This is a genomic window from Streptomyces sp. CB02959 (assembly GCF_002803155.1).
Lineage (GTDB): Bacteria > Actinomycetota > Actinomycetes > Streptomycetales > Streptomycetaceae > Streptomyces.
On sequence record NZ_NNBP01000038.1, the window covers coordinates 1 to 24,267 of the forward strand.

Here is a 24,267-nt window from a genome sequence, read left to right on the forward strand (position 1 = left end):
CACGCTACGAGGGGAGGGACACTCCGCTCCCGGAAGCCGGTGAGCGGCAGCCCCTCGCGGCGCTTGACGAGGATCAGCACCTTGGTCGCGGCGCTGCCGGCGTCGCTTCCGGCGACCAGCTCGTGGGCGTCGGTGTCCAGCGCCACGGTGCGCCAGAACGCGGCCCACTTCGGCTCGTCCGGCCGCGCGCCCTCCAGGAACTCCGGGCTCTGCAGGGAGGCGAGCTGCTCCGCCTCGTTCTCCAGCCAGATCTCGGCCACCCCGCTCCACAGCGGGTCGTCCTCGTCGCCGGGCCGGGGGATACGGGTGTCGACGCAGTACCGCTTGATCTGCGGGATCTCGGCCGCGTACCGGACCGCGTGCTGCTCGACCCAGTAGCGCTGGAACTCCTCCTCTGACATGCCGGGCTTGGGGTGGGCCAGGATGATCTGGTGGATCACGTAACTCTCCTTGCCGGGAAAGAACTTGAAGAACAGTCAGACCTGGTAGCGGGCGTTGACGTCGTCCGCGAAGCCGAGGTAGTCGCGCAGCGGCCAGACCACCTCGAACTCCAGGTATTCGCGCATCGGCAACCGGCCCAGTGCGGTGCGGTCGAGCTCCTCGGCGTTCTCGCAGTCCACGACGGCGATGACGCGCTTCTGGGCGGCGACCTTCCAGATGCCCACGACCATGCCGGAGTCGATCGTCTCCTTGGCGTGGACGGTCTCCTCGGCCTCGACCTCCCAGAGCTGGTCGAGCGAGATGCGCCCTTCGTGGTTCCACTTCATCTGCACGTAGAACAGCACGGTGACTCCGTAAGTCCGTGAGAGGGGTCAGGTGATGCGGGCCGGGGCGGGCGCCGCGAGGGCGTCCGTCAGGGCGCGGGTGAGGAGGTGGGCGGCGCCCAGGCTCTCGCGGGCGATGTCCGCCGGTGTCCTGCCGTCGTGGCCGGTGAGGTCCGGGCGGGCACCGGCGTCGATCAGCACCCGCGCGCACTCCTCGTGGCCGTGCCACAGGGCGTCGTGGAGCGGGGTGTAGCCGTTGGTGATGCCCTGGAAGTCCAGGTCGATGCCGGGCTCCTTGACGAGCAGGGAGGTGATGCCGGTGTGGCCGTTGTAGACCGCCTTGTGCAGCGGGACGGCGCCGAAGGTCGGCTCGGTGGCGTTGAGGTCGGCGCCGGCCGCGATCAGTTCCCGGGCGATCTCCTCGTGTCCGTCACGGCAGGCCACCAGCAGCGGGGTGTGCGCGTCGTTGAAGCCGTTGACGACCGGGAAGCGGGCGTCGACCTCGGCGCCGTCGGCGAGCTGCCGCCGTACCGCGTCCAGGTCGCCGGCGACTGGGGTTCTCTGCTCGAAGGCGCCCACCTCACCTACCTCTCCGAGCACTTGGGCGGTCCCGCGGAGGTGATCGTCGCACTGCAGCCGTTCGACAAAGTCGTCGCGATGCGCGAGCGCGGCCCCTTCCCCGCCGAGGTGCTCGACAGGCTGCCGAACCTGCGCCTGCTGGTGACCACGGGCCAGGCCAACGCACAGCGCTCTGCGGACCGTCCTCACCCCCGCACTTGGGCTATGTGACCGCTGGCACCTACGAGATCTTCTACCGCGACGCACTCGGCGACATCCTCGCCTACGCCTACGCCTACGCCTACGCCTACGCCTACGCCTCCGGCGTACCGGTCCGCCTACTCACGCCGTGACCGGACCGCGCCTCGACACCCCCACACACGAACAAGGAAAGGGCCTCACCATGACCACCAGCGGGCAGACCACCACCGCCCATCCGCAGCACGATCCCACCGACGGTTCGGGGGGCCGCCTGCCGCACCTGTGGACGCGGACCTTGGGTGACCTCACCCTCACCTACATCCCCGACGCCGGCGTCCACATGATCCCCACCCGGGTCTACCCCGCCTCCACCGAGCAGGACTGGAACGGCCACGGTCCCCACATGACGGGCGCGGGCCACCTGGCCATGGGATGCGGCGCACTGCTCGTCGAGCGAGTCGGAGGGCGCCTGCTCCTGGACGCCGGCCACGGCCGCATCTCGGGCGAGCACCCCGAGCACTTCCAACACGCCTTCGACCACGTACAGAGCCTCCCCGATCATCTGGAACGCCTGGGCGTCGACCCGGCCACGCTGGAAACGGTGGCCTTCACCCACCTGCACGACGACCACACCGGATGGGCCCGGCCGGACGCCGTCGCCGACCCGCGCAGCCTGTGCCCCAACGCGCGCTGGTTCGTCGGGGCAGGAGAACTGCGGGGCCTGGACCCCGCCGGCGGCCCACGGCTCGCCGGACAGTGCGAACGGACCACAGTCGTCGCCGACGGAACGGAGATCACCGAGGGAGTACGTGCCTGGACGCTGCCCGGGCACACCCCAGGGCACACGGCCTGGATCCTCGATACCGGTGACGGCCGACGGATCGTGGCCTTCGGCGACGCCATGCACTCACCCGTCCAGATCCAGCACCCCGACTGGGAAGTCGTCCTCGACAACGACCGAGCCGAGGCCGAAGCCTCGCGCCGCCGACTCGTGCAATTCCTGTCCCAGGACGACGCCTTCGGCTTCGGCGTGCACTTCGCCGACCAGCAACTCGGAACCGTAGACGCCGGCCACTGGCGCCCTTGGGACGACAAGACCGACAACCGGTAAGCCTCCCACCTGCTGCGGCCTCGACATGAAGCACGTCAAGCACCATCTCCTGGGCGACGTCGACCTCGTCGAACTGCGGCTCGGGCACCGGGCGACGGCGGCCGGGCGGGGCTACTGGCGGAGCGGCGGAGACGTTGCCGTCGGGCCGCACGGCCGCGGTCGCGGCTCCGGGCCGGGGCGCGACGATCGCCTGCGTGGGGAAGAGCCGGACTCCCTTGCTGCCCCTCCGTGTGGGCGTCCATGGCCAGGTGCGCGAAGTCCCGGGCGCCGGATAACAGACGCTCGAACGGGATCGGCGATCCCAAGGCACGACGGCAGCGACCAGTTTGGCACGCCCGCAGGTGGTTTCCACCACAGCCTCACGAGGTGGAGTGACGGCCACAGCGGCACAAACCTGGTCCAGGCCCGCAACGACAGAGTGAGGCAAGCGACTTGGCCATGTGCGCCTTGATGATGCTCGCGAGGATCGGGATCCGGTCGTACGGTGCGAGGACTTCGGCGATGGTTTGGGTCAGTTCGTCGAAAGCGGCGACCTATGCAGGCGTTTGCTCTCCTTCTTCCATCCCATCCATGGTCAACTCCTGCGCACTTTGAGCCAACTTGCAGCGGCTGGGCCCGATCACCGACAGGAAGGTTGTCGTGTTCGCGACGAACTCGTCTACTGCGTGCAGCAGTTCAAACTCAAGGAGGCGTAGCAGTCTGATGATCAAGCGTATAGCCGCCCTGACGGCGCTCATCCCGGCCATGTTGGGCACTGCGGTCGGTGCTGCTTCGGCGCACCCCGCGGCGCACGCGACCTCCTCTGTGGTCACCTTGACCTACGACGCCAGTGGTGCCGGTCAGTGGGCGGGCTCGATCAAGCAAGCCGTGCAAAACTGGAACGACGCGGTGCACAACGTGCGCTTGGAGCCGGCGAGCACCTCCGCCTCGGCCGACTTCGTCTACGAGGCGACCAGCGGGTGGCCGCAGACCACGTTGGGCCCGATCTTCCCCGGCGGCAACGGTGACGTGCAGCTGGGTCAGCAGGCGGTCGACGAGGGCTACGACACGACCCGGATCGCGGCGCACGAAACCGGGCACATCCTCGGGCTGCCCGATGACTACAGCGGGCCCTGCTCAGAGCTCATGTCCGGCCACGGCCCCGGCACCTCCTGCACGAATGCCAAGCCGAACGCGGCCGAGGCGGCACAGGTCGACAAGAACTACGCCGCCGGCACGCCAGCCGTGCGCCCGCATCACCACCAGGTGGTGATCGACATCTGGTCCGGCCGGGTGCTCACCGGCTCGCGCTGACGGGGAAGCAGGTCAGGCTCGCTCAACACCGTTGGCCTACGCCGGCCTACAGGGTCGTGCCCGGTGTAGGGAACAGCAAGGCGGCGTGACCATCGGACAGAGGACGCCCCGCTCCTGCGCGGCGTACCCGCCGGTGGTCACCAGCGGGTAGGGGTGCCGATAGCGAGGACGTCGGCCAGGAGCCGGGGCACGATGAGCACGGCGTTCTTGGCGAACCGCTTGCGGGGCTGAAACGCAAGCATCGGCCCGAGGTGGTCGATGATCCGGTCCGCCGCCGACTTCGACACCCCGAACAGCGGCGCGAGCTGGCGCATCGTCAAGTTCGTCCGCCAGTAGGCCGCGACCAGCAGTGCCCGGTCCTCCAGCGGAAGGCTCCACGGCCGGCCCTTGCGGACTGCGTCCGCGCCTTCACAACGCAGAACCATCACCAGCTTCCAGAAGGTACGTGGGCTCAGCCCGGTGAACGGGGCTATCCAGGAAAGCTCCGACGCCGTGATCACACCAGTCACCCCAAGATCATCCCCTGGGGCAGAGCCGCTCTGCACGATGTGCCGCGGAATCCGATGGCGCGCCGCAGCTCCGGCGTCAAGAATCGCCGGATGCATGAAGTGAAGCTGTCCGACGGGATCACCACTCTGTCCCCGCTGCGCCTGGGCGATGCGGAGGAGCACCTCGCGGGGGAGGATGAGGCGCTGGTTCGCCGGCTCAGCGGCGGTCCCGGCACACGCGAGGGCGTCGAAGCCTACATCTGGCACTGCCGGGAACAGTGGGATTCGGCCGGCCCGCTCCGCACTTTCGGCATCCGGGTGGGTACCGACGAGGCGCTCGCGGGGACGATCGACCTGCGGTTCGCAGCAGAGGGCTTGTCTCCCGGCCAGGTGAATGTCGCCTACGGCCTTTACCCGTCCTGGAGGGGGCGCGGCCTGGCCACCCGCGCGGTCATCCTGGTCTCTCGATACGCGGCAAGTGAGGGAGCGAAGGAGGCGGTGATCCGGGTAGAGCCGGAGAACGCCGCGTCTGCCGCAGTCGCCCGCCGGGCGGGGTCTACTCCCGGCAAGCAGACACACGGCGCGGACGGGACACGGCTCGACTGGTACATCCGGGACCTGCGCACCGATACCCACTGATGACCCTGGTGCCCTCAAGCCAGCATGAGCGCTTATGGCGAAGCGTGACCAGCGATTACGGGACACCCCTTAGGCCCGGTACGGAAGCCAGAGATCGCCATTTACGATCTTGGCCTTTGGGCTAGTGGAGAGGTCCCAGACGATCGACTGGGGCGGAACGGGGCCCTTGTTCGAGGTGACCTTGATGTTGCACATCTTGAGGTACTCCTCGGCTGGATACTGGCCCCCATGGGGATCGCCGAATGCCTCGATGTACTGGCAAATCCCGGTCACTGGTTCGGGCCACGTCTGCTCACAAGCCGTCTTGGGCGGGTACTCCGTGCCGTCTTCGCGTTCGAAGAACACTCGGTACGTGTACTTTCCGCCTGGCGTGATCTCCTTGAGCTTGATCACGCCGACAACCGTGTCACCGACCTCGACGTCATAGTCATCGCCCTTGACGCTTTCGTCCCCGTGGATGGCGTACGTGTGCAGATACCACTTGAGTTTGGGGTATCCAGCGTGGAAGGCGAGCACGGGCTGAAGAACGGAACCACCTCCGGGCCAGAGATAGATAAAGACGTCGGGGTTGCTCACGTCCTTCGGGATGCTGGGGACGACCCAGGTAGTCCGCATCTCCGTCAGGTACTCACCCTCGGGAAGCTTCGCCCAAGCGTGATGGTGGTTGTCTCCACGCTCGGGGGCACTGAGCGGCGCTGCCCAACGGTCGTTCATCTTCTGCTCCTCGGATCAGATATCCACAGAAGCGGAGCATGTGCACCACTTCGTCGCGGCTGCTGGCGTGCTTGTAGATGGCCTACGGGGCGCGGCGCGCACCCATAGGCTGCCACTGCCTGCCGTGTGAGCGCGCACCAACTCGCCGCGTCTTGCCGCACGATCCACGCCCCCAGTCGTAGACGACGTCGCCACGTGATGTGCTACTGGACACAACGGACCCGACCAGCGACAAGTCCACCTCGCTCAGGACTACACACTGGCACTGGCTCTGCGAGTCCTCAGCCGTCGAGGCACTGCACCATCCGACGCTTAGCCTCGGGCTTTCACGAGGAGTGCTGTCGGGCTCGTGATCGAGAAAGCAGAAAGTGCCCCTGAGCTGCAACGATAGGACTTGCTGAGGGTCCTGTACGTGGTAGCGAAAGAGGCACTTCCCAGGTGAAGAAGAGTAGCGGGTGCTACCCGCGTGTCCGTGTCGGGAGTGGCGGTCGCGGGGTGGTTGCCCAGGCTGGCTCGGTGCTGCTGGTCGAGACGGTCAGCACGTCAGGTCTGAGCGGTGCGATATCAGCGGCGTTGGCGCCGTAGCGCAAGCCCCAGGCGGGGGACGATCCGAGCAAGACTCTGCCGGATGTGCCTTTAGAACTCCCAACAGAGTGGCTCGAAGACGGGGGTGAGCCGGGTGGCGGTCACTCGACGCCGTTGCCGCGTTGACGGCTGCCGCCCTCCGATCCGGCCAAAGGGAGGACCTGGCTACCTAGGCCCGGCTTGCCCCGGGTCGGTTGTGGCACGGAGTGCCTAGGCTGTCACCGCTACGGAAGGGCGGTGCCATGGATGCTGACTCCCGAACCAGGGCCGCGATCGAGGAGCACTGGTGGGCCTAGGAACGCGGGAACACCGAAGCCGAGCACGCCATCTACGCCACGGACGCGATCCTGGACTACCCGCAGTCAGGCGAGCGGTTCCGGGGCAGAGCGGCGATCTCGGCGCAGCGCGGCGGGCACCCGGCCGACCGGCACTTCACCGTCCAGCGGATCACCGGCCATGCGCATCTGTGGGTGAGCGAATGCCTCATCACCTACGACGGTGTGCCTTCGTATTCGGTGAGCATCATGGAATTCGCCGACCAGCACGTGGTGCACGAGACGCAGTACTTCGCCGACCCCTTCGGCGTGCCGGCCCGGCGGGCCGCGCTCGCGGAGCCGATGCCGGGCCGGACCATTGCCGGAGCCTGATTCTTGGGCTTGCTCGGGCCGGCCGGGTGACGAGCCTGTGACCGGCACCACGGCCGCGGTCAGCGGTATGTCCATGTTCTCCCCCCTGGCCTGCACGCACGGGGCCATCGCGTCCCGATCCGGCCGACGGCCGGACCGCATTCGGCATATCGTCACCCCAAAGGAAGACGTTCATGCACACGATCGATCTCGCCTACGTCGGGCGGGGCCCGCACGAGGAACTGGTCACCTACATCGCTGACCAGCAGGACTTCTACGCCGACGAGGGCGTCCACGTCGCACTGCGCGACGGCTGCACCTGGGACGCGGAGCGGCTGCGCCGCGGCGCAGTCATCGGACTCGGCCGGACACTGCTGTCCCGGCTGAACGATGGCATCCCCTGGGTCGCGCTCAATGTCAACACCGCCCACCCGCTGTTCTGGTTCCTCGCCCGCTCCGGCCTGGCCTCCCTGGCCGACCTGGCCGGCCAACGGCTGGCGGTAACCCCTCCCCACACCGGCCCCGGGGTCTTCACCCGGATCATTCTGCGACAAGCCGGCCTCGACCCGGACCACGACGTGCAGAGCATCGTCCGCTGGCCCGGCGACTACAGCATGGACCTGCGCCGGCTGCACAACGGGAGTATCGACGGCGCCGTGGTCGGCGACACCATGGCACCAGAGGCGATCGCCGCCGAGCACAGCTGGCAGGTGCTGGCCTTTGTCGGCGACCACTTCCAGATTCCCACCGTGGGCGTGGCTGTCGACCCCACCTACACCGACCCGGAGGACCCCGCGGTCCAGGCGGTCGTACGAGCCCACCGGCGCGCCCTGCAGGTGATCCACAACGACCCCGACACCACGCTGCGGTACCTGCAGACCTTCCTCGGCCGACACACCGCGGACGAAGTCCGAGCGCACTACGAGAAGTTCATCGCACCGTATTTCACCACCGACGGCCAAACCGACCTCGCCGCCGCAGACACCGCGATCACCACGGTCGCCGCCGAACTCGGCGTCCCCGCCACCTTCACTGCAGCCGAGTTCTACCGCACCGTTTAGTCGTCGAAGGTAGTCAGTGAGCGGCTGACCACCTGGCCGGCCTGGAAGATGCACCACGCCGCGGCGGCAAGTGCCCCGACACGCTGGGCCACACCTACGACGGCACCCTGGACGGCGCGTGCTCCGTGATGCTGCAGGTCGAGGGGCACTTTCGCAGTGTCGTTGACCGACGCGATGAGCTCCGGATCGGCCGGGACCCACAGGGTCGGCATTTCCGCCGGGACACATACCAGGGACGGCAGGTCTCCGGCATACCGGTCCTCGCGACCCGATCGCCACGCAACCGGTCGAAGATGCAGTCGTAGACATCCAGGCGGCAGGCGCACCCCCCCAAAGCGGCCTGTTTGCGTGCGGGCAGAACCGACTCTTCCGGCACCCGCAGAGCGCCTCGCACACGGTCGCGAAGCCCTGCGTCCCCCGAAGAAACAAGCCTGAAGAAACAAGAGAGGAAGAGACCATGAAGGAGTTCCTGGTCGAGCTGACCGCCCGCGTGCCCGAGGGGACCGACCAAGCAGAAGTCGACCGGCGCCGCGCCGCCGAAGCTGTGCGAGCCAAGGAACTCGCCGCCGAAGGTCACTTGTTCCGGCTGTGGCGCCCGGTCGGGGAGGACCGTGTCATCGGCGTGTGGCGCGCCGACGACGAGGCGGAGTTGCGTGAAAAGGTCCTCGGAAGCCTGCCCATGTGGCCTTGGGCGACGGCGGTAATCACCGCCCTGCAGCCGCACCCCAACGATCCGGACCTGACCGAATGAGTCTTCTGGTGCGGCACCTCACTGCCACCCCTCGCTGTGCCAATCAGGACCACCGCACTGAAGCGGGAGTCCATGCCTTGAGGTTGAGAAACCGTTCGCTTACCGAACCGGAGACAGGGGTTCCGCGATCGACAGCGGCCCCGGACGGAGGCAGACCCATGTCTGAGAAGAACCATGCCACGGTGGCAGTCACCGGGGTGACCGGGGCGCTGGGCGGCCGGATCGCGGCCCGACTCGCGAGCCACGGCGTCCCCCAGCTCCTCGTCGGACGCAGCCCCGACCGCATGCCCGAACTGCCAGGCGCCCAGCGGCGCGGTCCGGCCGCCTACGCCGATGCCTCCGCCATGCGCAAGGCGCTCGAGGGCGCGTCGACCCTCATCCTGGTCTCCGGACACCGCACAGGGCGCCGGCTGGAGGAACACGCCACCGCAGTCGAGGCCGCGATCGCGGTCGGCGTGGACCGGGTCCTGTACGTATCCCTCGTCGGCGCAGCGCCCGCCGCCACCTACACCAACGCCCGCGACCAGTGGCTCACCGAACAGTTCCTGGCAGGGGCCGGGATCCGCCACACGGTGCTCCGGGCGGGCTTCTACACCTCGACGCCGGCCGCCCTCGCCAACGAGGAGTTCGTCGTGAGCGGCCCCGCGAGCACCGGCCGGGCCGCCTTCGTCACCCACGAGGACATCGCCGACGTGATCACGGCCGTCGCCCTCGACGAGGGTCCCCGCTCCGAGCACGACGGCGCAACACTTGAGATCACCGGGCCCGAGGCCCTGACCCTCGACGAAGCGGTCAACAGGATCGCCGCAGCCACCGGCCGGCCCTACCGCTTCGAACCCGAAACCCTCGAGGACGCCTTCACACGGCGATGGCGCCTGGGCATGAGCGGGGAACAGATCGAGACCTGGATCTCGTGGTACCAGGCGATCGAGAGGGGCGAGATTTCCGTGGTCACCGACGTCGTCCCCCGGCTCACCGGCTCACCAGCGACCCCGATCTCGGACGCAGCCTGGTGGCCCGCGCCGAAGACAGCGCGCGGTACCCGCTGATCTCGCGCTTTGACGAAGCGGCCTGTCCGGCCACTGATCAAAAAAGCAGAAAGTGCCTCTGACCAGTGAGAATGAGGACTGTTGAGGTCTTTGTTCCCGCCGCCGTCGGAGGCACTTCCCAGGTGAAGAAGCGTATCGGGTCCTACCCGCGTGTCCGCGTCGAGGCCGGCGGGGCAGTGGTCTCGCGGGCGGGAGCCGTGCTGCTGGTCGACACAGTCCGCAAGACCGGGCTGGACCAGGCGATATCAACGGCGCTGTCGCCCTGGCGCAAGCCCCGCGCGGTGCACGATCCGGGCAAAATCCTGCTGGATGTGGCACTCGCGGTCGCACTCGGCGGAGACTGCCTTGCTGACGTGGGAATTGTGCGGGCCGAACCGGGCCTGTTCGGGCCGGTGGCATCCGATCCGACCGTCTCCCGTCTCATAGACACCCTCGCCACGGCGGGAGACAAGGCCCTGGCAGCAGTCCGCTCGGCACGCGCTGAGATCCGTGAATACGTATGGAAGTTGGCCGGTGTCTCGGCGCCGAATGCCGACGGACAGGTGATCGTCGATCTGGACGGGGTGTTCGTTCTTGCGCACTCCGAGAAGCAGGACGCCGCCGCGACGTGGACGAAGACGTTCGGGCATCACCCGCTGATGGGCTTCGTCGACCACGGAGCGGGCGGCAGCGGGGAGCCGGTGGCGGCCTTGCTACGGCCCGGCAACGCGGGCTCCAACACCGCCGCCGACCACATCGAAACCGCCCAACTCGCCCTGGCCCAGCTGCCCAAGAAGTACCGGCGCGGACGCCAGACGCTGATCCGCTGTGATTCGGGCGGTGGCACCCATGAGTTCGTGGCCTGGCTGACGAAGCGTGGCCGGTGGCTGTCGTACTCGGTCGGGATGACCATCACCGACGCCATCCACCAGGCCGTCCTCAAGGTTCCCGCGTCCGCCTGGACGGTGGCCGTCGAGCCCGACGGCGAGGTCCGCGACTGTGCCTGGGTGGCTGAGCTGGACGGCGACGTGCTCAAAGACTGGCCCACGGGCATGCGGCTGATCGTCCGCAAGGAACGCCCGCACCCCGGCGCCCAGTTGCGCTTCACCGACCTCGACGGCAACCGGCTCACCTGCTTCGCGACCAACACGAAAGGAGGCCAGCTCGCCGACCTCGAACTGCGTCACCGCAGGCGGGCCCGCTGCGAGGACCGCATCCGTGCCGCCCGCGCCACCGGCCTGCGCAACCTGCCCCTGCACGACACGGCACAGAACCGGATCTGGCTGGAGATCGTGTCCCTCGCACTCGACCTCCTCGCCTGGATGCCGATGCTCGCGCTGACCGGCGAGGCCCGCCGCTGGGAACCGAAGAAGCTCCGGCTTCGGCTGTTCTCCGCCGCCGCCCAACTCGTCACCACCGCCCGCCGCCGGTACCTAAGATTCGCGGCCCACTGGCCCTGGACCCACCTCATCACGGACGCGACCGAATGGCTCCGCGCCCTCCCGAACCTTGGCTGACCAGCAGATCCACCCGTCCCGACGAGCCCGAACCAGCCCTCCGGAACCGTGGAACCCGGCGCCCACCCGACGCGACAGCCGGGCCCTCACCCTGCCCAACAAGCCGAAACGGCCCGCCAGATGAACCAACGAGCCGTCACGAAAGATCGAGGCTAAGCGTTGTGGAGAACTGCCGCGCGTCCCTGTGAAGCTCCGTATAGCAGCTGCGCCGCAGCTCGCGGTGCTCGCGGGCCTCCTCGAAAGCACGGGTCATCTCCAGCTCACATCGCTTGGCCCGGTCAGCACCACGCTGGGTAAGCAGCGCGCCCCCGAGCGTTCCCCCGACACCGGCGATCGCGATCAGTACCGCACCGACATCCATCCGATCACCCTAACGGCCATCCCCGTGGGAGCCGTTGGCGCCCGGTGCAAGAGGGGACGGCGGCTCGCCGGAAACGACGGATTCGGGCAATCCGAACGGGCAATGCAGCGCCTTCGAGAGTTACGGGACAGCCCTTAGCTTGACTCTGTCGGGGATCTTGGAGTTGCCGAGGTCAGCTGCCCAGGGTTCGCCAGGACTTCAGCCGGGGTATCTCGCGCTGGTCGAGGTAGTCCTGGAAGGCAGTTGGTCGGCGGGGTGTGGGTGTTTCCTCGGCCGGTGGCAGTCCGCTGAGGCGCTCGATGTTGACGGCGATGGCCGTCAGGACGTGCTGGATGTGGGCCTTTCCCTGTCCTCGGTAACGGCAGCGCCGCATGCCGTGTCCGTGGGCGAACTCGTTGACCGTGCCCTCCACTCCGGAGCGGACCGCGTAACGGGTCTTCCACTCGGGCGTCTGTTGCTCGGTACGGACGCGAAGTTGCAGGTCGCGGAGCTCCCGCGGAGGAAAGCCCACAGTGCGCGCACTGTCTGCGGTGGTGGTGCACTGCGCGCGGGCCGGGCAGGGGCGGCACTGGCTCTTGGTGAACCTGGCCACGATCAGCGGGGCCGCGGTGGGTGAGGAGGTTGGGTAGGGGCCGTGCCAGCCCTGGCTGACCTGTCCCTGGGGGCAGGTGACCTGCTGATGGACGTAGTCGATGTGGAAGTCGTCCCGGGCAAAGCCCTCGTTTCGGCGGTGTTGGCGGGTGGGGTTGCTCCGGAGCGGCCCGGAGACGGTGACCTGGTGTTCACGGGTGGCTTGTGCCAGGTGGGGCAGGGAGGTATAGCCGGCGTCGACCAGGTGCTCGGCGGGCAGCAGCCCGCGACGCGCCAGGCGGGTGTGGATGCCGGGCAGGACCTGACTGTCGTGGGTGGTGGCCGCGGTGGTGGCCACATCCGTGATCACGTTGGGGCCATCGGGAGCACAGGTCTCGGTCAGATGAGCGGCGAACCCCTTCCAGCTGATGATGTGTCCGTGCCGTGCATAGCGGGCCGAGGTGTCGTAGGGCGAGACGATCGCCCGGGACGAGGGCGGCAGTCCGGGCCCGCCTTCCTTCTCGGAGGTGCGCCAGCGCAGGTGCCCTGCGGAGTCACGGTGGTAGCTCTGCACCATGATCTGGCGCAGGGCCTGGAGGCGAGGGCCGGACGTGTGGTCTGTTCCGTGCCGGTGGAAGTGTTCCAGGAGCTGGACGGCGTCGTTTCCGGTGGCGAGGATCCTGGTCTTGGGCTTGGTGGGGTTCTTGCCCAGGCGGACCGGTCGGCCGTAGCGGAGCCCCCAGTCCTCGTCGACCAGATCGTCGAGCAGGTGCGGGGACGTGCCGGCGACTTCTTCGAGTGCGGCGCGGACCGCCTCGGTGATCAGCTCCAAGCGGGTCAGGTCACGCACCGCGGCCAGGACGTGGGTGGAATCGGTGCGCTGCGTGGTGCGCTCCCGCACCAGTCCGGCCTCCTTGAGACGGGCCAGTGCGAGGTCGAGGAGCCGGTCAGCACGGTCGTCTTCAGCGAGACGGTCGCGGAAGTCGGCCAGCACGCTGTGGTGGAAACCTGGATCGTCCAGCTCCATGGCCATCGCGTACTTGAAGTCGATGCGGCAGCGAACCGCCTCGGCTGCCTGCCGGTCCGACAGGCCGAGCAGGAACTGCAGCACACAGACGGTGGCCAGTTGAGCAGGCGAGAGACCCGGGCGCCCGTCCTGCGGATACCAGTCGGCGAAGTCCTCGTCGCACCACAGCCCATCCAGCCGGTCGCGTACCCATATCGCCGTCGTGCCAGCCGGGTTGCTCGCCCGCGCAACCTGCGCGGTCAGAGGCGGGACTTGCTCACCGGAACGGGGGCGAAGGGACAACGGGCACCTCGACAGCTGCATCGGTCGGCGGAACGACCCGAGCATGCCCGTTGACCATGCTGCCGCACCGGGAAACTCCAAGATCCCCGACAGAGTCAAGGTAGCTAAGCTCAGTAAACGCCCCAGTACGCGTTGCAGGTGCAGGCAGCGCCCGCCGTGACGACCGCCTTGGCCCAGACGTCCGGGTTCGCAATGGACTTGTCGGTACCGCCCGCCATGACAGCGCTGGCCGAGTGCTTCTTGCTCGGGTGAATGTAGTTCGAGTAGCAGTGCTTCCCATCGAGGCCGGCTGCCGTAGTCCTGTAGTTCCAGGTGCCGCCACCAACGTCGCCACCAACGCCGCCCCCGGTCGCAGCGCGGAGCGCCGGCTGGCGGGCGGTGGGCGGGCGACGCATCCGGCGCGGCTACGGCCATCCGTTGACCAGTCTCGCCACGCTGGGAGCCGACATCACCACCATCCGGGAGGCCCGCCCATGACCGCGATCACCGACGCCGAGGCCGCGCGCCTGCACGAGACCCTGACCACCGTCGTGGACGACGGGGCCACACCGGGCGGCGTCATCATCTGCGGCACCCCCGATCAGCAGCCGCACGTTCTCACAGCCGGCGTCATCGCGCCCGAACTGGGTGAGGCCGCTCCCGGCGCCACGACGGTCTACGACCTGGCGTCACTGACCAAGGTCGTCGCCACCTGGCCGATGGTCGGACAGGCCGTGGCGGAAGGGCGCGTGGAACTCGACGGCCCGGTGCGGGCCTACCTGCCCCCGATGGCGGGTCGGGCACCGAGCGGTGAAGCGACCATCCGGCAACTCCTCACCCACACGAGTGGGCTGCGGGCCTCGACGCGGCTGGACCAGTACCGGGGCGAAACCGCACCGCTGCACGAACTGCTGTGCCGCGAGCCGCTGGAGGGCACGCCGGGCGAGCACCGCTACATCAATCGCGGATACATCCTCCTGGGCCTGGCGCTCTCCCACGTCCACGGCCGCCCGCTCCATGAGATCGCGGCTGACATGTGGCATGGAATGGGCCTGGGCGCCACCCAGTTCGGACCGGTCGGCCGGGGCGCGAACGTGGCGCCGACCGAACAGCGCCTGTCGGGGGCTCCCCGCATCTGGGGCGCCGCGCACGATGAGAACGCCGCCCTCCTCGGGGGCGTGGCCGGGCACGCCGGCGTCTTCTCGACCGCGGCCGACCTGGCCACCTACGCGCAGTGGCTGCTGCGCTCCTACCTGAACAACGAGTCGGGAGCGTGGCTGCGCTCCAGCCTGGAGCCGCAGGCGACCATCGAACCGGGCATCGAGCGCGGACTGTCGTGGATCACCGCCGGTGGACGGCAGGTCGCCTATCACCACGGATGGACCGGAACGAGCCTCTACCTCGCGCCGGCCAGCGGCCGGTACCTGGTCCTGTGCACCAACGCCGTCTATGGCGGCGCCGCGCGCACGCGCATCCGGCCCGTAAGGGACCTTGCGCTCAAGACGCTCAGTGTGCCGTGAGGAGAGGGTGCGGACGCGTTACTTGCTCATCGCACCACCCTCCGTCTCGGCGGCCCCGCCGAGGCTCCGCCGCCGACAGGCGGCTGCTCCTCCAGCTGTTCCTGCGTGCGCCAGCCGTAGCCGGCCGACGGTACCGGTGACCCACCGAGTCCCGCCCTCGGGTTCAGCCGCCGAGCACGCGGCACGGCCACGGGGCGGGGCCCGGTCGGGCACCGCCCCGAACGGACACGCCGATCGCCCCGAGCTCGTGAACGGGTGCTAGATCCGCGACTTCCGCTCCGAGTGCCATGCTGCCCCGGCCAGAGCCCGCGCCGACCGGAACACCGAGAGCTGTTCGTGTCGACGATAGAGGTTCCAGTTGTACGGGACGAGCGACAGCTTGTTCGACGAGAGCGACCCGGCCCGCTGCGCCCGGTACACGGCCAACGGATCCCGCAGCGCCCGCGCGGGAGTCCCATCCCGCATGATCGACAACCAGAGCGCGTAGTCCTGCCTCTTCGGCATGTCCGGCATCAGCCTCGTCCCGACCACCTTGCGGTCGTACATGGCGGTCAGGGCGCCGATGTGGTCCTGAACCAGCATCGCGCTGTGGTCCACGCGCTCCGGTGCCCACACCACACGCCCGTTCGGGACGAAATCAGCGGCCTCGCCCGCGTACAGGGCGTCCATCTTGTAGTAGGAGGTGAACGTGAGGGGCGTCCCGGCCGTCGCGGCGAAGGCGAGCTGTTTCTCGACCTTCGTCGGGAGCCACATGTCATCGCTGTCGAGGAAGGCGATGTAGTCACCCCGGGCTCGCGCGATGGCCAGATTGCGGGCCTGGGCCGCGCCCCCCTGCCGGACCGCCGCCTCCGGCAGGACCCGCTCGTCCTGCCGAGCCAGCTCTCCGAGCAGATCCATCGAACCGTCCGAGGACACGTCGTCCGTGATCAGCAGTTCGAGGTCGGTGTGGGTCTGCGCAAGCACCGACCGAACTGCGGGCCCGAGCGTGGCCGCCGAATTGTGCACAGGCATCACCACAGAAACCAGGGGCACAGCAGTGCTCCTTACCAACCCAGTTGGAGTCGTCATGAAAGTGTTGTCGCCGACCAAGGCTACGTGGGACTGCCGCCCGCCGTGCGCGCCGGCGGGCTTCTCTGGGGTCGCGTTTGCCAGGTGGACGGTGTGCCAGCCCCCCGGGTACGGTCCGACCGAACGAGGCTCGGCTGTGGGGGAGTTGACGGTGATGGCGGCGGTGGCCGGCCTGCAGCAGCCTAGGCGGAGGCCTTGGTCGCGTATCGGGCGGACCGTGGTCTCGACCAGAGCACGCAGCTGGTCGCCGTGGGCCCGGTGCTCCTGTACGGGCGGCCCATGAGGAGACAGCGCATGTTTGGCCGGTGGTCCCCACGAAAGCAGTAGCGGAGACCGGCTGTCGAGGATGCCTGGATGACTCGCCCGACGGTCGGGGCGTCACGGGAGCCATCCGTGGCCCAGCGTCGCCCCGCCCCGCCTCGCCCCGTACTGGCTGCGCTCGTCAGCCGGGCAGCTGGCTATTCGACGTTGTCCGGTCAGACAGGTGTGGGTCGGCGTTGGGCTGATGCCGGACAGCGGCATCCAGTTGGACGAATGCCACCCGGCAGACCTCGTCGGCGCGGTTGACCCACGCGTGGTCCGTGCCGCGCTGAACGACGGTGCTGCCGGGCCTGAGCACCACCTCGGAGTTCCCGACGACCAACGTGATCTCGCCGGTGATCACGACACCAAAATCAACCGTTTCAGTGCGGTGCATGGCCGGGTGTGGTGAGTCGCCGCGGCCGGTGAAGGCTTCCGCGCCGCCGATCTCCGCGAACGCGTCCTTCGCGCGGTTCAGGTCCAGCGGCTGCTTGGACTCGGGCGGGAAGTCGACAATTCGGAAGAGGCTACCGCCGGGTGGGGGCGCCAGCGTGAGCGGTCCGGTAGTCGGGTCCGACCCGTTGACCATCGACAACGGGTCGGACCCGTCGTCCGTCCAGATCTCGTGGAATGTGGCCCCGGAGGCTTCGACCGTGACGACGGTCGGTAAGTGCCCGGCGCTGCTGATGACGGATTCGCCCTGGGGGTTGACCTCGGTCACCACACGCTCGATAGGCGGATAGCTCATGGTTCTCCTACTCGATGGACGTCGTGGCGTGGCGGTTTGCCGAAGAGCTCTACCCACACGACGTGGCTCTCCGACTGCTGGAGCCGTTCGACTCCGGACGAAGTCAGCCCGACTGGCCCGCGTATGGGGATGGCCGGTGGCCGGCACCACACCCTCTGGATGTCGGACGGGCAACGTCCTCTGCAGGCGGGGCGTGCCGCCTACGGCTGCTCCGCCACCCTCGGGGTGTGGCCGGCTAGTACCCGGCGGGCGTCTCCCACTCCGGGGTTTCCGTGACATCGGGCGCCGTGACATCGGGCGCCGTGACGTAATGCGCGGCCGCGGGGAACGCGGTGGGCGGTGCGCCAGTCGGCGCGGTGGTTTTCGGCCACGCACCATGGCGCTCTGGCAGCCGGAGGCGCGGGTGCTCCACCATGGCAGTGAGCGGCGTGATGACATCGAAGGAGGGGCGCTTGTGGCCAAGCACGAGAAGCCGGAGAAGCCGCTGTCGGAGGGGAAACCGCCGCCCGGGAATTCGGACGGTCAGGTGCCGCCTCCGCCTTCGCCGACGGGGAAGCGTCGGAAGGACGACGACTGATGGGTCGTCTCTCCGACCTCCAGTCGGGGTTGGGCCGCGCCATGGAGGAGCAGGGGCTGTGGCCGGCGGACTCCCCGTGGGTCCGCCGAGTCGCCGAGACCTACCCCCGCCACCAGTTCGCGCCTCAGCGGCTGTGGACGTGGAACGGGCAGGAATACGTGGTCGTTGACCGCGCCGTCGATCCTGAGGGCTGGGGCCGGCTGCTGTACGCCGGGCCGTACGAGTCGACCGTCACCCAGGTCACCTCCGGGCTACCCACCTCCAGCCTGTCGTGCGAGTCCGTCGTCGCCGACATGCTCGACTCACTGGACCTCCAGGCCGGCCACAGCACGCTGGAGCTCGGCGCTGCGACTGGCCGCAACTCAAGGCTCCTCGCGGCCCAGACCGGCCCCGACCACGTCGTCACCGTTGAGTTCGACCCGCACCTGGCCGCGGCCGCCACCGCCAACCTCGAAGCCACCGGCGGCGGAGTCGAGGTCTGCATCGGCGACGGCAACTCCGGCACGCCGGACGGGCGCCGGTACGACCGCGTCATCTCCACCTACGCCGTCGAGATGGTCCCATGGGCCTGGGTGGAGCAGACCCACCCCGGAGGCCGCATCGTCACACCCTGGGGGCGACTCGGGCACGTCGCCCTGAAGGTGGCGGCCGACGGCCAATCGGCTCGCGGCTGGATCCAGGGACTCGCGATGTTCATGCCCTCTCGCGGCACTGCAGCGACCCTGAGCTGGGAGCAGGTGCGCGACGGACACCCCGTTGCCGCGGAAGCGCCGTTCGGCAGGGACCTCGCTCTCCTTCACGAGGACGCCAACGTCCTCTTCGGACTGCGGGTCATCTGCCCTGACCTCCAGGTCCGCACCGCGGCGACGGAGGACGGCCGGGTCGCGTGGGTGCACGACGGACGGTCCTCCTGGGCACGCATCGAGCAGAACGGCCAGGGGCCGGCGGTTGCACAGCAGGGCGGCCAGCGATGCCTGGCTGACGAATTGACCGCCGGCTGGCGCGAATGGGAGAGGGCCGGTGGCCCGGCGGTCTACGACTTCGGCATGACGCGTACCCCCGAGGCCCAGTACCTGTGGGCGCACCACCCCGAGACGGGGCCGCGCTGGGGTGACCGCGAGCTGACCGGGGGCGTCCTGACCGCGTGAAGCCGGCCCGCGCTCCACGGTGGGCGCCTGCCGGCCGCCGTGCCGGGCTGTTGCGGTACTGCCCGCCCTCACGCCGGGCGTCCGGGGCACGGTACCTATCGGGGCATGCTCGCCCGACGACCCGTTCGACTACCTGTTCATCCGTTCCAGCGGCCACATCGGCTCGCTGATGCCCCTCATCGACCGCGGCTGCCAGCGAGCCTGTCCGCACCGGCGCCGAGCGCCTGGACGAGGAACTTCTGAGCCGCGTCAAGATCGACCAGGCGGCCCACCTGGCCCAGGACGACGTACGCAATCTCCTGAAGGGACAGCGCTACCGGCGGGTACGCCAGAAGGTGGCTCGCCGGTGACGCACGCGCGGACCCGTCCGATCCGCCTCGCCCCACAGCCGGGCGAGGCACTCGACTCCTGATGGGAGGCGATCGCCTACCGGCTGGGCACCACCATCGGCGACGTCCTCGCCTCGATGGGGCTGCTGCCCCGTGGTGCCTGTCGGCCCGTGGAGTCGGGCATGTTGCGCCGCCTGATCACTCTCCTCGACACGGACCAGGCGGTGGCCATCTCATGGTCGGCGGCCCTACTCCGGCGCAGGCGCAGGCGCAGGCCATGACCCTGGCCCGTGAACGCACCTGCCGCGAGCTCGCCGAGGAGACCGGCTTCTCGCTCGGAATGATCAGCTGTCTGGGCCGCCGACATGACCTGCCTGGTCGCCGACCTGCCCAGAAGCGGTGACCTGCCTCAGCGGGCCGGGAAGCTGTAGGTGTAGCCCTGGGTATCCAGCTGATCCAGCAGCTTGGCGAGCGCCGCGACGCTCTGCGAGCGATCGCCACCGCCGTCGTGCATCAGGATGATCGAGCCTGGGTGCAGGTGCCGGTTGATGTTCTGCAGGATGCACTCGGCGCCCGGTCGCTTCCAGTCGTCGGAGTCGTCGCTCCAGCCGATCGGCCGAAGTCCGTGCTGGGCGGCGATGCCGCGGATGGCGGGAGTGAAGTCACCGCCGGGTGCCCGGTAGTACCAGAGCTTGGCCCCGGGACCGGCCGCGTCGGATATCTGCTGCTGGGCGTCGGCTATTTCGTGGACGTTGTAGTCCAGCGGCATGCGGCTCTGCCGCTCGTTGTGGTGTACCGAGTGGTCGCACAGCCGGTCGCCGGCGGCGACTATCGACTTGGTGAGCTCGGGGTGACGCTGCGCGTTCGGACCGATCTCGCAGAACGTGGCCTTGGCATGGTGCTGGGCCAGGAGCGCCAGTACCTGCGGCGTCCAGCGCGGGTCCGGGCCGTCGTCGAAGGTCAGCGCGACGGACTTGCCGCCGTGCTGGGTGCTGCGTTCGAGCGCGTTACTCACTGTGAACTTGCTCGGCGGGCTGGTGGGAGCGATGTCCGGGCCACTTGGTGAGGCGGTGGCCGAGGGGGAAGGAGAGGGGGAAGGCGATGAGGGCGACGGTGCGGCGCTCGATGTGGAGGTCGACGTGCTGTGCGACGGGGTCGGGGAAGGGGAGGCCGAACCGGTGGCGACGGGGGGCGGGGAAGGCGCGGCGGACGGCGTCCCGGCGCCCAGCGACGCCTGCGCCGCATGCGTTCCGCACGCCGCCAGGGTGGCTCCGGTGAGCACCATCGCGACGGTGGCTGCCGCCTTCTTCGCACTGGCCAATGCCACAGCAGGTCCCTCCAGCGGCACACCGGCGGGCATGCCTGTTCAGCGGTGATGTGGTGGTGTCTTGCGCACGGCAGGGACGGGGGCGGGCTGTGCCGGTGTCATCGCCGGATCGGGCCCGCGTTGACGGATTCGGCAGCCGGTGCGCCTGCTCCTGGTTCGCCTACGCTCTGTGGCGAAATGGGGATGAATAGTCCGCTTTGTGCGCTATGTCTAAATCGTAGAGGAATCCGGAGCTGCAACCCAGGGGCTCGCTGTGTGAGCTACGTCCCGTTCGGACCTGCGGCGATGCGTACCTTCTCAGGGCGGTGCCAGGAGGCCCGTGCGGCACGTCGTCCTGCACTGCTTCCCACTACGGCCCGTCCAGCAGCCGGGCCCCGCGCGTCGGACCAGCGGTTCGACGGGAGACGAACAGTCGCGCCGCCCGAGCGGCCGGTGCGACGACCGGATCTCGGCGATCATGTCCGCCATCCGCTCCCACGGGTCCGGGCGATGTCACAGGCGCGCTGCCTCGCGCGGCGGCCTCGCCTCGGTCGCTTCCGTCGGGGCGTGCAGCCATAGTCGCTGACCGTGTTCCGTGACCATCTGGATCACGGCCATGCGGGGAGCGGGCACGACGCCTCCCCTGCGGATCGGAAATGTCGTGCTGATGGCGGTAGGGCAGTCGGCGGCGGGCGGAAGGGGCGCGCGAAGACCCGCAGCGAAGCAACAGCTGCCGTTTGTCGCTGACCAGCAGCCCCCCGCGGCCCTGGCCGCGCAGCGTCCGCGGCGGCTCGGGCGGCCGCCACGGAGCCCGGCCCCCGTGGCTCGCTGCGGGTTCCCGGCTGACCGGGCATGCCGAAGGACCACCTGGGCGAGCCGCCCCAACGGGGGCTTGTCCAGGCCGTCCCGTCTGCGCTGGGCTGGACACCGCGATCCGAACAGCCCAGCCGCTGTGTAGGAGACCCAGCATGCGTACTTTCGAGATCGGACAGACGCTGGTGCGGCGCGACGTGCACCGCACAGGTCGCGTATGGAGCGAGCACGCCCTGCGCGTCCTCGCCGACACGAACCAGGCCCTGGTGACCGCCTGCATGCCGGGCGCCGAGACACGCTGGCCCACTCTGTACGCCAGAGCCCGCACCGCAGGCGACCCGACGGCGCGCATCAAGGCGTTCGACGCGATGACGGCGGGGGAGTGGGGCCTGGTGCCTGGCCAGTGGCAGGAGACAGAGCTTCGGATGTGGAAGCCGCCGGGCGCGTGGTTCAGCGTCAACGCCTTCTATACACCAGCCGGGCTGCGGAACTGGTACGTGAACTTCGAGCACCCCACGACCCGGACCACCGACGGATTCGACACCTTCGACCTTGCCGTGGACCTGGTCATCGCCCCGGACCTACAGAGGTGGGAGTGGAAGGACGAGGACGAGTACGCCCACGCAAGGCGCCTCGGCATCATCAGTGACCAGGAGCACCAAGCCGTCGACGCCGCCCGCACACAGATCTTCGCGATGCTCCGTGAACAGTCAGGGCCTTTCGCCGACGTCGCCTCGTGGACGTCCTGGCGGTGGCAGCCGGCCTGGCCCGCTCCGTGTCTGCCGCATCCAAGGCCGTCGGGTTCACACACGACGCCATCGTCATCCTCCTGTAACGGTGGCGCAGTTGGTACGGACTGTCAGGGCCGCACACAGGAAGCCGAGTTGTCCTGGCACCAGCCACCTGGTGGGCGCCCCATCTCGTAGAAGCCCTGCACCAGCCCGACGAGAACGGCGATGGATACCGCGAGGCACGCGGAAAGGACCGCCCACAGGACGATCTTCTTGGCCTTGCCCCGATCGATGCCACCCTTCCGCGGTAGGTGCCGGGGGCGCGGCGCAGCCTGCGGCTTGTCAGGGTCGGGCAGTGGTGCTCCGGTGTGACGGCCGACGCTGCCCGCATCCGTAGCGAGAAAGGCATCCGGTGGGGCGGTCGACCGCATGCTGCTGCGACTTGACCTACGGCGCGGCCCGCAACGCCGCCGCAATCTGGACTCGACGTTCCACACGCCACCCGGGATGGTCTCCAAGCCGCTGCATGGTCACGTCAGGCCGAACCATGGCAGGCATTCCGGCAGCCCCTCCATCTTCACCGGGACCAGCTGGTGTTGCTGCCACTGTTCGGCAGTGAGGCGGAGCCTGCGCAGCACGGCGGGCTCAGCGCGTACGGCATGACGTTCGATGCCGTCCTCGTGATAGCCGAGCTTGCGCGAAACCGCCAGCGAGGCTGCGCTGTCTGCATACGCCCCAGAGACAGCGTGCTGTGCACCGAGTCCGGCGAAGGCCAGGTGGAGGACGGCCGCGCGCATCTCAGTCCCCAGGCCCTGGCGGTGATAAGCCCTGCCCAGCCAGGAGCCAGTGCCCACTTCACGGCGGACCGAAAGATCCCGAGCACCGATGCCCTGCGTACCCACGACGGTGCCGTCTCTCACGACCGCCAGGTTCAGCTCCCACTTCTCCGGCTGCCACTCACCCCAGGAGCGCCAGTGGTACTGCAGGACACTTCGAGCACGCTGCTCGGGCCCGACATCGGTCCATGCCACGGTGAACGGCTGCACCGCCGGATCATGCACGCCATCGGCGGCCACGAAGCCAACGCGGCGAGATCATCCAGGTTCGGCAACCGAAGCTCCAGCCGCGGTGTGGTCAACCGCAGGCCCGCAAGCGGCCAGTGGGTCAGCAGGGTCATGGCCAGGGATTCTTCTCGCTCCCAGCCATCGCGACCACTGGATTTCGAGGGGAGGCGTGTTGCGGAGGCTGTTTCCTGCGCCCCTAGCATGGTGGACCTCTTCGGTCGACACGCTTTAGTTGTGGTCGGCGGCCAAGTCGACAACCCACCTCCCTGCCGGTCACCGTAACGGAGCGGTGGTGAAGGGGCGTTGAGATCGCTGAAGGGGATCCGGGGGAGGGGCGGGTGAGGCATCATGGGTACCTCGCATCGCCCGAGGGCATCGGTGCAGGTCGTCAGGTCCCCGCCCAACGGGCTCCGGGCGCCGCCCCGCACCGACCGCGCGCCCGTCCCGGGCGGTTCACCTACGGCCCTGGGGGAGGGGCAGTGAGCAACTCCGCGGCATACCGGTGGTCCTACGTGGACGTGGAAGCCGAACGGTGCCGGGAACCGCGCGCCCGATTGGGGCAGGAGACCGCCCGCGCTCGCGAACTCCAGGGACAGGCCCGGTCGCTGCGCCGGGTGCACCGCACCGCGGCGGTCGACGTGCCCGCCGTCACCGTGTCGTCGCACGCCGGCTCCGAGGAGCTCGGCGCGGCGCTGGAGTCGGCCTGCCGGGCCAACCAGCGAGCCGAGGTCGAACTCGCCCGATGACCGCCGACGCCGTCCGGTTCACCGGCGTCCCCCGTCCCGGCGAACTCAGCGCACTGGGAGAGGGCTTGGCGGATCGCGGCGTGACCTTCCAGGAGAACTCATGGCGATGGCCGGGGAGACCACCGAGTACGAGCGGGAGAACGCCACCGGGCACGCCGCCGGGCATGAGGCCGGGCGCGCCACCGCTCCGCCGGGGGGAACCACCGGCTCCGACTCGCCCGGGACGTCGAGGTGGCCCGCGCCGCCCTCGACGAGCACGGTGCGCCCTGCTGAACAGCCCCGCGACCCGCCCCCGCACGCACCCGGCACCGCGACGCCGGAACGAGGAACGCTCATGGCCGACATGCCGACCGAAGACCCAG

28 protein-coding genes and 1 pseudogene are annotated in these 24,267 nt (G+C 69.0%); 15 read left to right on the forward strand and 14 right to left on the reverse strand.

All coding sequences use genetic code 11. The features are described 5' to 3' along the window. The 3 genes from CG747_RS40480 to CG747_RS40490 all read right to left on the reverse strand — a co-directional run. Positions 1-440: EthD domain-containing protein (locus CG747_RS40480; protein ID WP_146022247.1), on the reverse strand; the 440-nt coding region annotated here is incomplete at its 3' end. 36 nt (positions 441-476) lie between these two features. Continuing rightward, entirely contained in the window at positions 477-785 is a 309-nt protein-coding gene (locus tag CG747_RS40485; RefSeq protein WP_100606891.1) for a muconolactone Delta-isomerase family protein, read from the reverse strand. Positions 786-812: 27 nt separating this feature from the next. Then, on the reverse strand, positions 813-1,343 hold the full coding sequence (locus tag CG747_RS40490) for an ankyrin repeat domain-containing protein (protein WP_257981053.1): 531 nt from the start codon (positions 1,341-1,343) through the stop codon (positions 813-815). Between the two features lie 39 nt (positions 1,344-1,382). Here CG747_RS40490 and CG747_RS48915 point away from each other — a divergent pair, with 39 nt between their 5' ends. From CG747_RS48915 to CG747_RS40495, 3 genes are read left to right on the forward strand one after another with little or no spacing between them, the layout of a single operon-like run. Then, a complete protein-coding gene (locus CG747_RS48915) occupies positions 1,383-1,553 on the forward strand; it encodes a hypothetical protein (protein ID WP_219621619.1) in 171 nt (56 codons plus the stop codon). Beyond that, a complete protein-coding gene (locus CG747_RS50255; protein WP_257981054.1) occupies positions 1,550-1,675 on the forward strand; it encodes a hypothetical protein in 126 nt (41 codons plus the stop codon). The genes CG747_RS48915 and CG747_RS50255 overlap by 4 nt, the downstream gene beginning before the upstream one ends. Continuing rightward, positions 1,672-2,634 (forward strand): MBL fold metallo-hydrolase, encoded by a 963-nt coding sequence (locus tag CG747_RS40495; RefSeq protein ID WP_146022248.1) that lies wholly within the window; start codon positions 1,672-1,674, stop codon positions 2,632-2,634. Before CG747_RS50255 ends, CG747_RS40495 begins: the two co-directional genes overlap by 4 nt. 533 nt (positions 2,635-3,167) lie before the next feature. Here CG747_RS40495 and CG747_RS48535 read toward each other — a convergent pair. After that, on the reverse strand, positions 3,168-3,371 hold the full coding sequence (locus CG747_RS48535; protein WP_180985936.1) for a hypothetical protein: 204 nt from the start codon (positions 3,369-3,371) through the stop codon (positions 3,168-3,170). A 67-nt stretch (positions 3,372-3,438) separates the two neighbouring features. Between CG747_RS48535 and CG747_RS40500 the strand changes: the two genes are divergently transcribed. Beyond that, positions 3,439-3,927 carry a snapalysin family zinc-dependent metalloprotease gene (locus CG747_RS40500; RefSeq protein ID WP_257981065.1) on the forward strand — a complete coding sequence of 163 codons (489 nt, stop codon included), beginning with the start codon at positions 3,439-3,441 and terminating at the stop codon, positions 3,925-3,927. Between the two features lie 188 nt (positions 3,928-4,115). Here CG747_RS40500 and CG747_RS40505 read toward each other — a convergent pair. Further along, a pseudogene (locus tag CG747_RS40505) lies at positions 4,116-4,436 on the reverse strand (transposase family protein); the annotation flags it as partial. A gap of 54 nt (positions 4,437-4,490) precedes the next feature. On the opposite strand from CG747_RS40505, the gene CG747_RS40510 reads away from it, so the two are divergent. Continuing rightward, positions 4,491-5,054 (forward strand): GNAT family N-acetyltransferase, encoded by a 564-nt coding sequence (locus tag CG747_RS40510; RefSeq protein ID WP_100606895.1) that lies wholly within the window; start codon positions 4,491-4,493, stop codon positions 5,052-5,054. A 69-nt stretch (positions 5,055-5,123) separates the two neighbouring features. Here CG747_RS40510 and CG747_RS40515 read toward each other — a convergent pair whose 3' ends face one another. Beyond that, positions 5,124-5,768 (reverse strand): hypothetical protein, encoded by a 645-nt coding sequence (locus CG747_RS40515; protein ID WP_100606896.1) that lies wholly within the window; start codon positions 5,766-5,768, stop codon positions 5,124-5,126. A gap of 1,055 nt (positions 5,769-6,823) precedes the next feature. Between CG747_RS40515 and CG747_RS48920 the strand changes: the two genes are divergently transcribed. The 5 genes from CG747_RS48920 (at position 6,824) to CG747_RS40550 (ending at position 11,336) form a co-directional block, all read left to right on the forward strand. Continuing rightward, positions 6,824-7,000: a hypothetical protein gene (locus tag CG747_RS48920; RefSeq protein WP_219621620.1), complete on the forward strand. Its 177-nt coding sequence runs from the start codon at positions 6,824-6,826 to the stop codon at positions 6,998-7,000. 173 nt (positions 7,001-7,173) lie between these two features. Continuing rightward, the gene (locus CG747_RS40530) at positions 7,174-8,040 is read left to right on the forward strand and encodes an ABC transporter substrate-binding protein (RefSeq protein ID WP_100606897.1); all 867 of its coding nucleotides are present in this window, start codon (positions 7,174-7,176) and stop codon (positions 8,038-8,040) included. 457 nt (positions 8,041-8,497) lie between these two features. Beyond that, a complete protein-coding gene (locus CG747_RS40540) occupies positions 8,498-8,791 on the forward strand; it encodes a muconolactone Delta-isomerase family protein (protein WP_100606899.1) in 294 nt (97 codons plus the stop codon). A 158-nt stretch (positions 8,792-8,949) separates the two neighbouring features. Beyond that, the gene (locus CG747_RS40545; RefSeq protein ID WP_100606900.1) at positions 8,950-9,840 is read left to right on the forward strand and encodes an NAD(P)H-binding protein; all 891 of its coding nucleotides are present in this window, start codon (positions 8,950-8,952) and stop codon (positions 9,838-9,840) included. 122 nt (positions 9,841-9,962) lie between these two features. Further along, complete coding sequence (locus tag CG747_RS40550; protein ID WP_100606901.1) at positions 9,963-11,336, forward strand: IS1380 family transposase; 1,374 nt, start codon at positions 9,963-9,965, stop codon at positions 11,334-11,336. A gap of 136 nt (positions 11,337-11,472) precedes the next feature. Here the strand turns inward: CG747_RS40550 and CG747_RS40555 are convergent, their stop codons facing one another. The 3 genes from CG747_RS40555 to CG747_RS40565 all read right to left on the reverse strand — a co-directional run bounded on the left by CG747_RS40555 (position 11,473) and on the right by CG747_RS40565 (position 13,971). Then, the gene (locus CG747_RS40555; RefSeq protein ID WP_257981055.1) at positions 11,473-11,697 is read right to left on the reverse strand and encodes a hypothetical protein; all 225 of its coding nucleotides are present in this window, start codon (positions 11,695-11,697) and stop codon (positions 11,473-11,475) included. Between the two features lie 172 nt (positions 11,698-11,869). Then, a complete protein-coding gene (locus CG747_RS40560) occupies positions 11,870-13,576 on the reverse strand; it encodes an IS1182 family transposase (RefSeq protein WP_257981056.1) in 1,707 nt (568 codons plus the stop codon). 110 nt (positions 13,577-13,686) lie between these two features. Continuing rightward, positions 13,687-13,971, reverse strand: coding sequence for a lactococcin 972 family bacteriocin (locus CG747_RS40565; protein ID WP_100606902.1), 285 nt, complete (start codon positions 13,969-13,971; stop codon positions 13,687-13,689). A gap of 78 nt (positions 13,972-14,049) precedes the next feature. Between CG747_RS40565 and CG747_RS40570 the strand changes: the two genes are divergently transcribed. Then, a complete protein-coding gene (locus CG747_RS40570; protein ID WP_100606903.1) occupies positions 14,050-15,075 on the forward strand; it encodes a serine hydrolase in 1,026 nt (341 codons plus the stop codon). A 258-nt stretch (positions 15,076-15,333) separates the two neighbouring features. On the opposite strand, the gene CG747_RS40575 is transcribed toward CG747_RS40570, so the two are convergent. Both CG747_RS40575 and CG747_RS40580 read right to left on the reverse strand, forming a co-directional pair. Then, positions 15,334-16,107, reverse strand: coding sequence for a glycosyltransferase family 2 protein (locus tag CG747_RS40575; RefSeq protein ID WP_100606904.1), 774 nt, complete (start codon positions 16,105-16,107; stop codon positions 15,334-15,336). Between the two features lie 478 nt (positions 16,108-16,585). Then, on the reverse strand, positions 16,586-17,191 hold the full coding sequence (locus CG747_RS40580; protein WP_100606905.1) for a cupin domain-containing protein: 606 nt from the start codon (positions 17,189-17,191) through the stop codon (positions 16,586-16,588). Between the two features lie 576 nt (positions 17,192-17,767). Between CG747_RS40580 and CG747_RS40585 the strand changes: the two genes are divergently transcribed. Next, on the forward strand, positions 17,768-18,916 hold the full coding sequence (locus CG747_RS40585; RefSeq protein ID WP_100606906.1) for a methyltransferase domain-containing protein: 1,149 nt from the start codon (positions 17,768-17,770) through the stop codon (positions 18,914-18,916). A gap of 606 nt (positions 18,917-19,522) precedes the next feature. Further along, positions 19,523-19,648 (forward strand): hypothetical protein, encoded by a 126-nt coding sequence (locus CG747_RS50265; protein WP_257981057.1) that lies wholly within the window; start codon positions 19,523-19,525, stop codon positions 19,646-19,648. Between the two features lie 6 nt (positions 19,649-19,654). Here CG747_RS50265 and CG747_RS40595 read toward each other — a convergent pair whose 3' ends face one another. Together CG747_RS40595 and CG747_RS47620 are read right to left on the reverse strand one after the other, a co-directional pair. Beyond that, positions 19,655-20,260, reverse strand: coding sequence for a polysaccharide deacetylase family protein (locus CG747_RS40595; RefSeq protein ID WP_100606907.1), 606 nt, complete (start codon positions 20,258-20,260; stop codon positions 19,655-19,657). After that, complete coding sequence (locus CG747_RS47620) at positions 20,253-20,501, reverse strand: hypothetical protein (RefSeq protein WP_146022249.1); 249 nt, start codon at positions 20,499-20,501, stop codon at positions 20,253-20,255. Before CG747_RS47620 ends, CG747_RS40595 begins: the two co-directional genes overlap by 8 nt. 1,018 nt (positions 20,502-21,519) lie before the next feature. On the opposite strand from CG747_RS47620, the gene CG747_RS40605 reads away from it, so the two are divergent. Continuing rightward, a complete protein-coding gene (locus CG747_RS40605; protein ID WP_100606909.1) occupies positions 21,520-22,290 on the forward strand; it encodes a DUF402 domain-containing protein in 771 nt (256 codons plus the stop codon). A 335-nt stretch (positions 22,291-22,625) separates the two neighbouring features. Here the strand turns inward: CG747_RS40605 and CG747_RS40610 are convergent, their stop codons facing one another. Then, entirely contained in the window at positions 22,626-23,171 is a 546-nt protein-coding gene (locus CG747_RS40610; protein WP_308303840.1) for a GNAT family N-acetyltransferase, read from the reverse strand. A 467-nt stretch (positions 23,172-23,638) separates the two neighbouring features. Here CG747_RS40610 and CG747_RS40615 point away from each other — a divergent pair, with 467 nt between their 5' ends. Then, positions 23,639-23,905: a hypothetical protein gene (locus CG747_RS40615; protein WP_100606911.1), complete on the forward strand. Its 267-nt coding sequence runs from the start codon at positions 23,639-23,641 to the stop codon at positions 23,903-23,905. The last annotated feature ends 362 nt before the right edge of the window (positions 23,906-24,267 follow it).

What these genes read in the sequence shown, in the direction of transcription:
- CG747_RS40510 (WP_100606895.1), top strand. Translation starts at nt 4,491, where the DNA reads ATGGCGCGCCGCAGCTCCGGCGTCAAGAATCGCCGGATGCATGAAGTG.
- CG747_RS40605 (WP_100606909.1), top strand. Translation starts at nt 21,520, where the DNA reads ATGCGTACTTTCGAGATCGGACAGACGCTGGTGCGGCGCGACGTGCAC.
- CG747_RS40540 (WP_100606899.1), top strand. Translation starts at nt 8,498, where the DNA reads ATGAAGGAGTTCCTGGTCGAGCTGACCGCCCGCGTGCCCGAGGGGACC.
- CG747_RS40580 (WP_100606905.1), bottom strand. Translation starts at nt 17,191, where the DNA reads ATGAGCTATCCGCCTATCGAGCGTGTGGTGACCGAGGTCAACCCCCAG.
- CG747_RS48535 (WP_180985936.1), bottom strand. Translation starts at nt 3,371, where the DNA reads ATGAGCGCCGTCAGGGCGGCTATACGCTTGATCATCAGACTGCTACGC.
- CG747_RS50265 (WP_257981057.1), top strand. Translation starts at nt 19,523, where the DNA reads ATGACCCTGGCCCGTGAACGCACCTGCCGCGAGCTCGCCGAGGAGACC.
- CG747_RS40565 (WP_100606902.1), bottom strand. Translation starts at nt 13,971, where the DNA reads ATGCGTCGCCCGCCCACCGCCCGCCAGCCGGCGCTCCGCGCTGCGACC.
- CG747_RS40570 (WP_100606903.1), top strand. Translation starts at nt 14,050, where the DNA reads ATGACCGCGATCACCGACGCCGAGGCCGCGCGCCTGCACGAGACCCTG.
- CG747_RS40545 (WP_100606900.1), top strand. Translation starts at nt 8,950, where the DNA reads ATGTCTGAGAAGAACCATGCCACGGTGGCAGTCACCGGGGTGACCGGG.
- CG747_RS40515 (WP_100606896.1), bottom strand. Translation starts at nt 5,768, where the DNA reads ATGAACGACCGTTGGGCAGCGCCGCTCAGTGCCCCCGAGCGTGGAGAC.
- CG747_RS40530 (WP_100606897.1), top strand. Translation starts at nt 7,174, where the DNA reads ATGCACACGATCGATCTCGCCTACGTCGGGCGGGGCCCGCACGAGGAA.
- CG747_RS40585 (WP_100606906.1), top strand. Translation starts at nt 17,768, where the DNA reads ATGGGTCGTCTCTCCGACCTCCAGTCGGGGTTGGGCCGCGCCATGGAG.
- CG747_RS40555 (WP_257981055.1), bottom strand. Translation starts at nt 11,697, where the DNA reads ATGGATGTCGGTGCGGTACTGATCGCGATCGCCGGTGTCGGGGGAACG.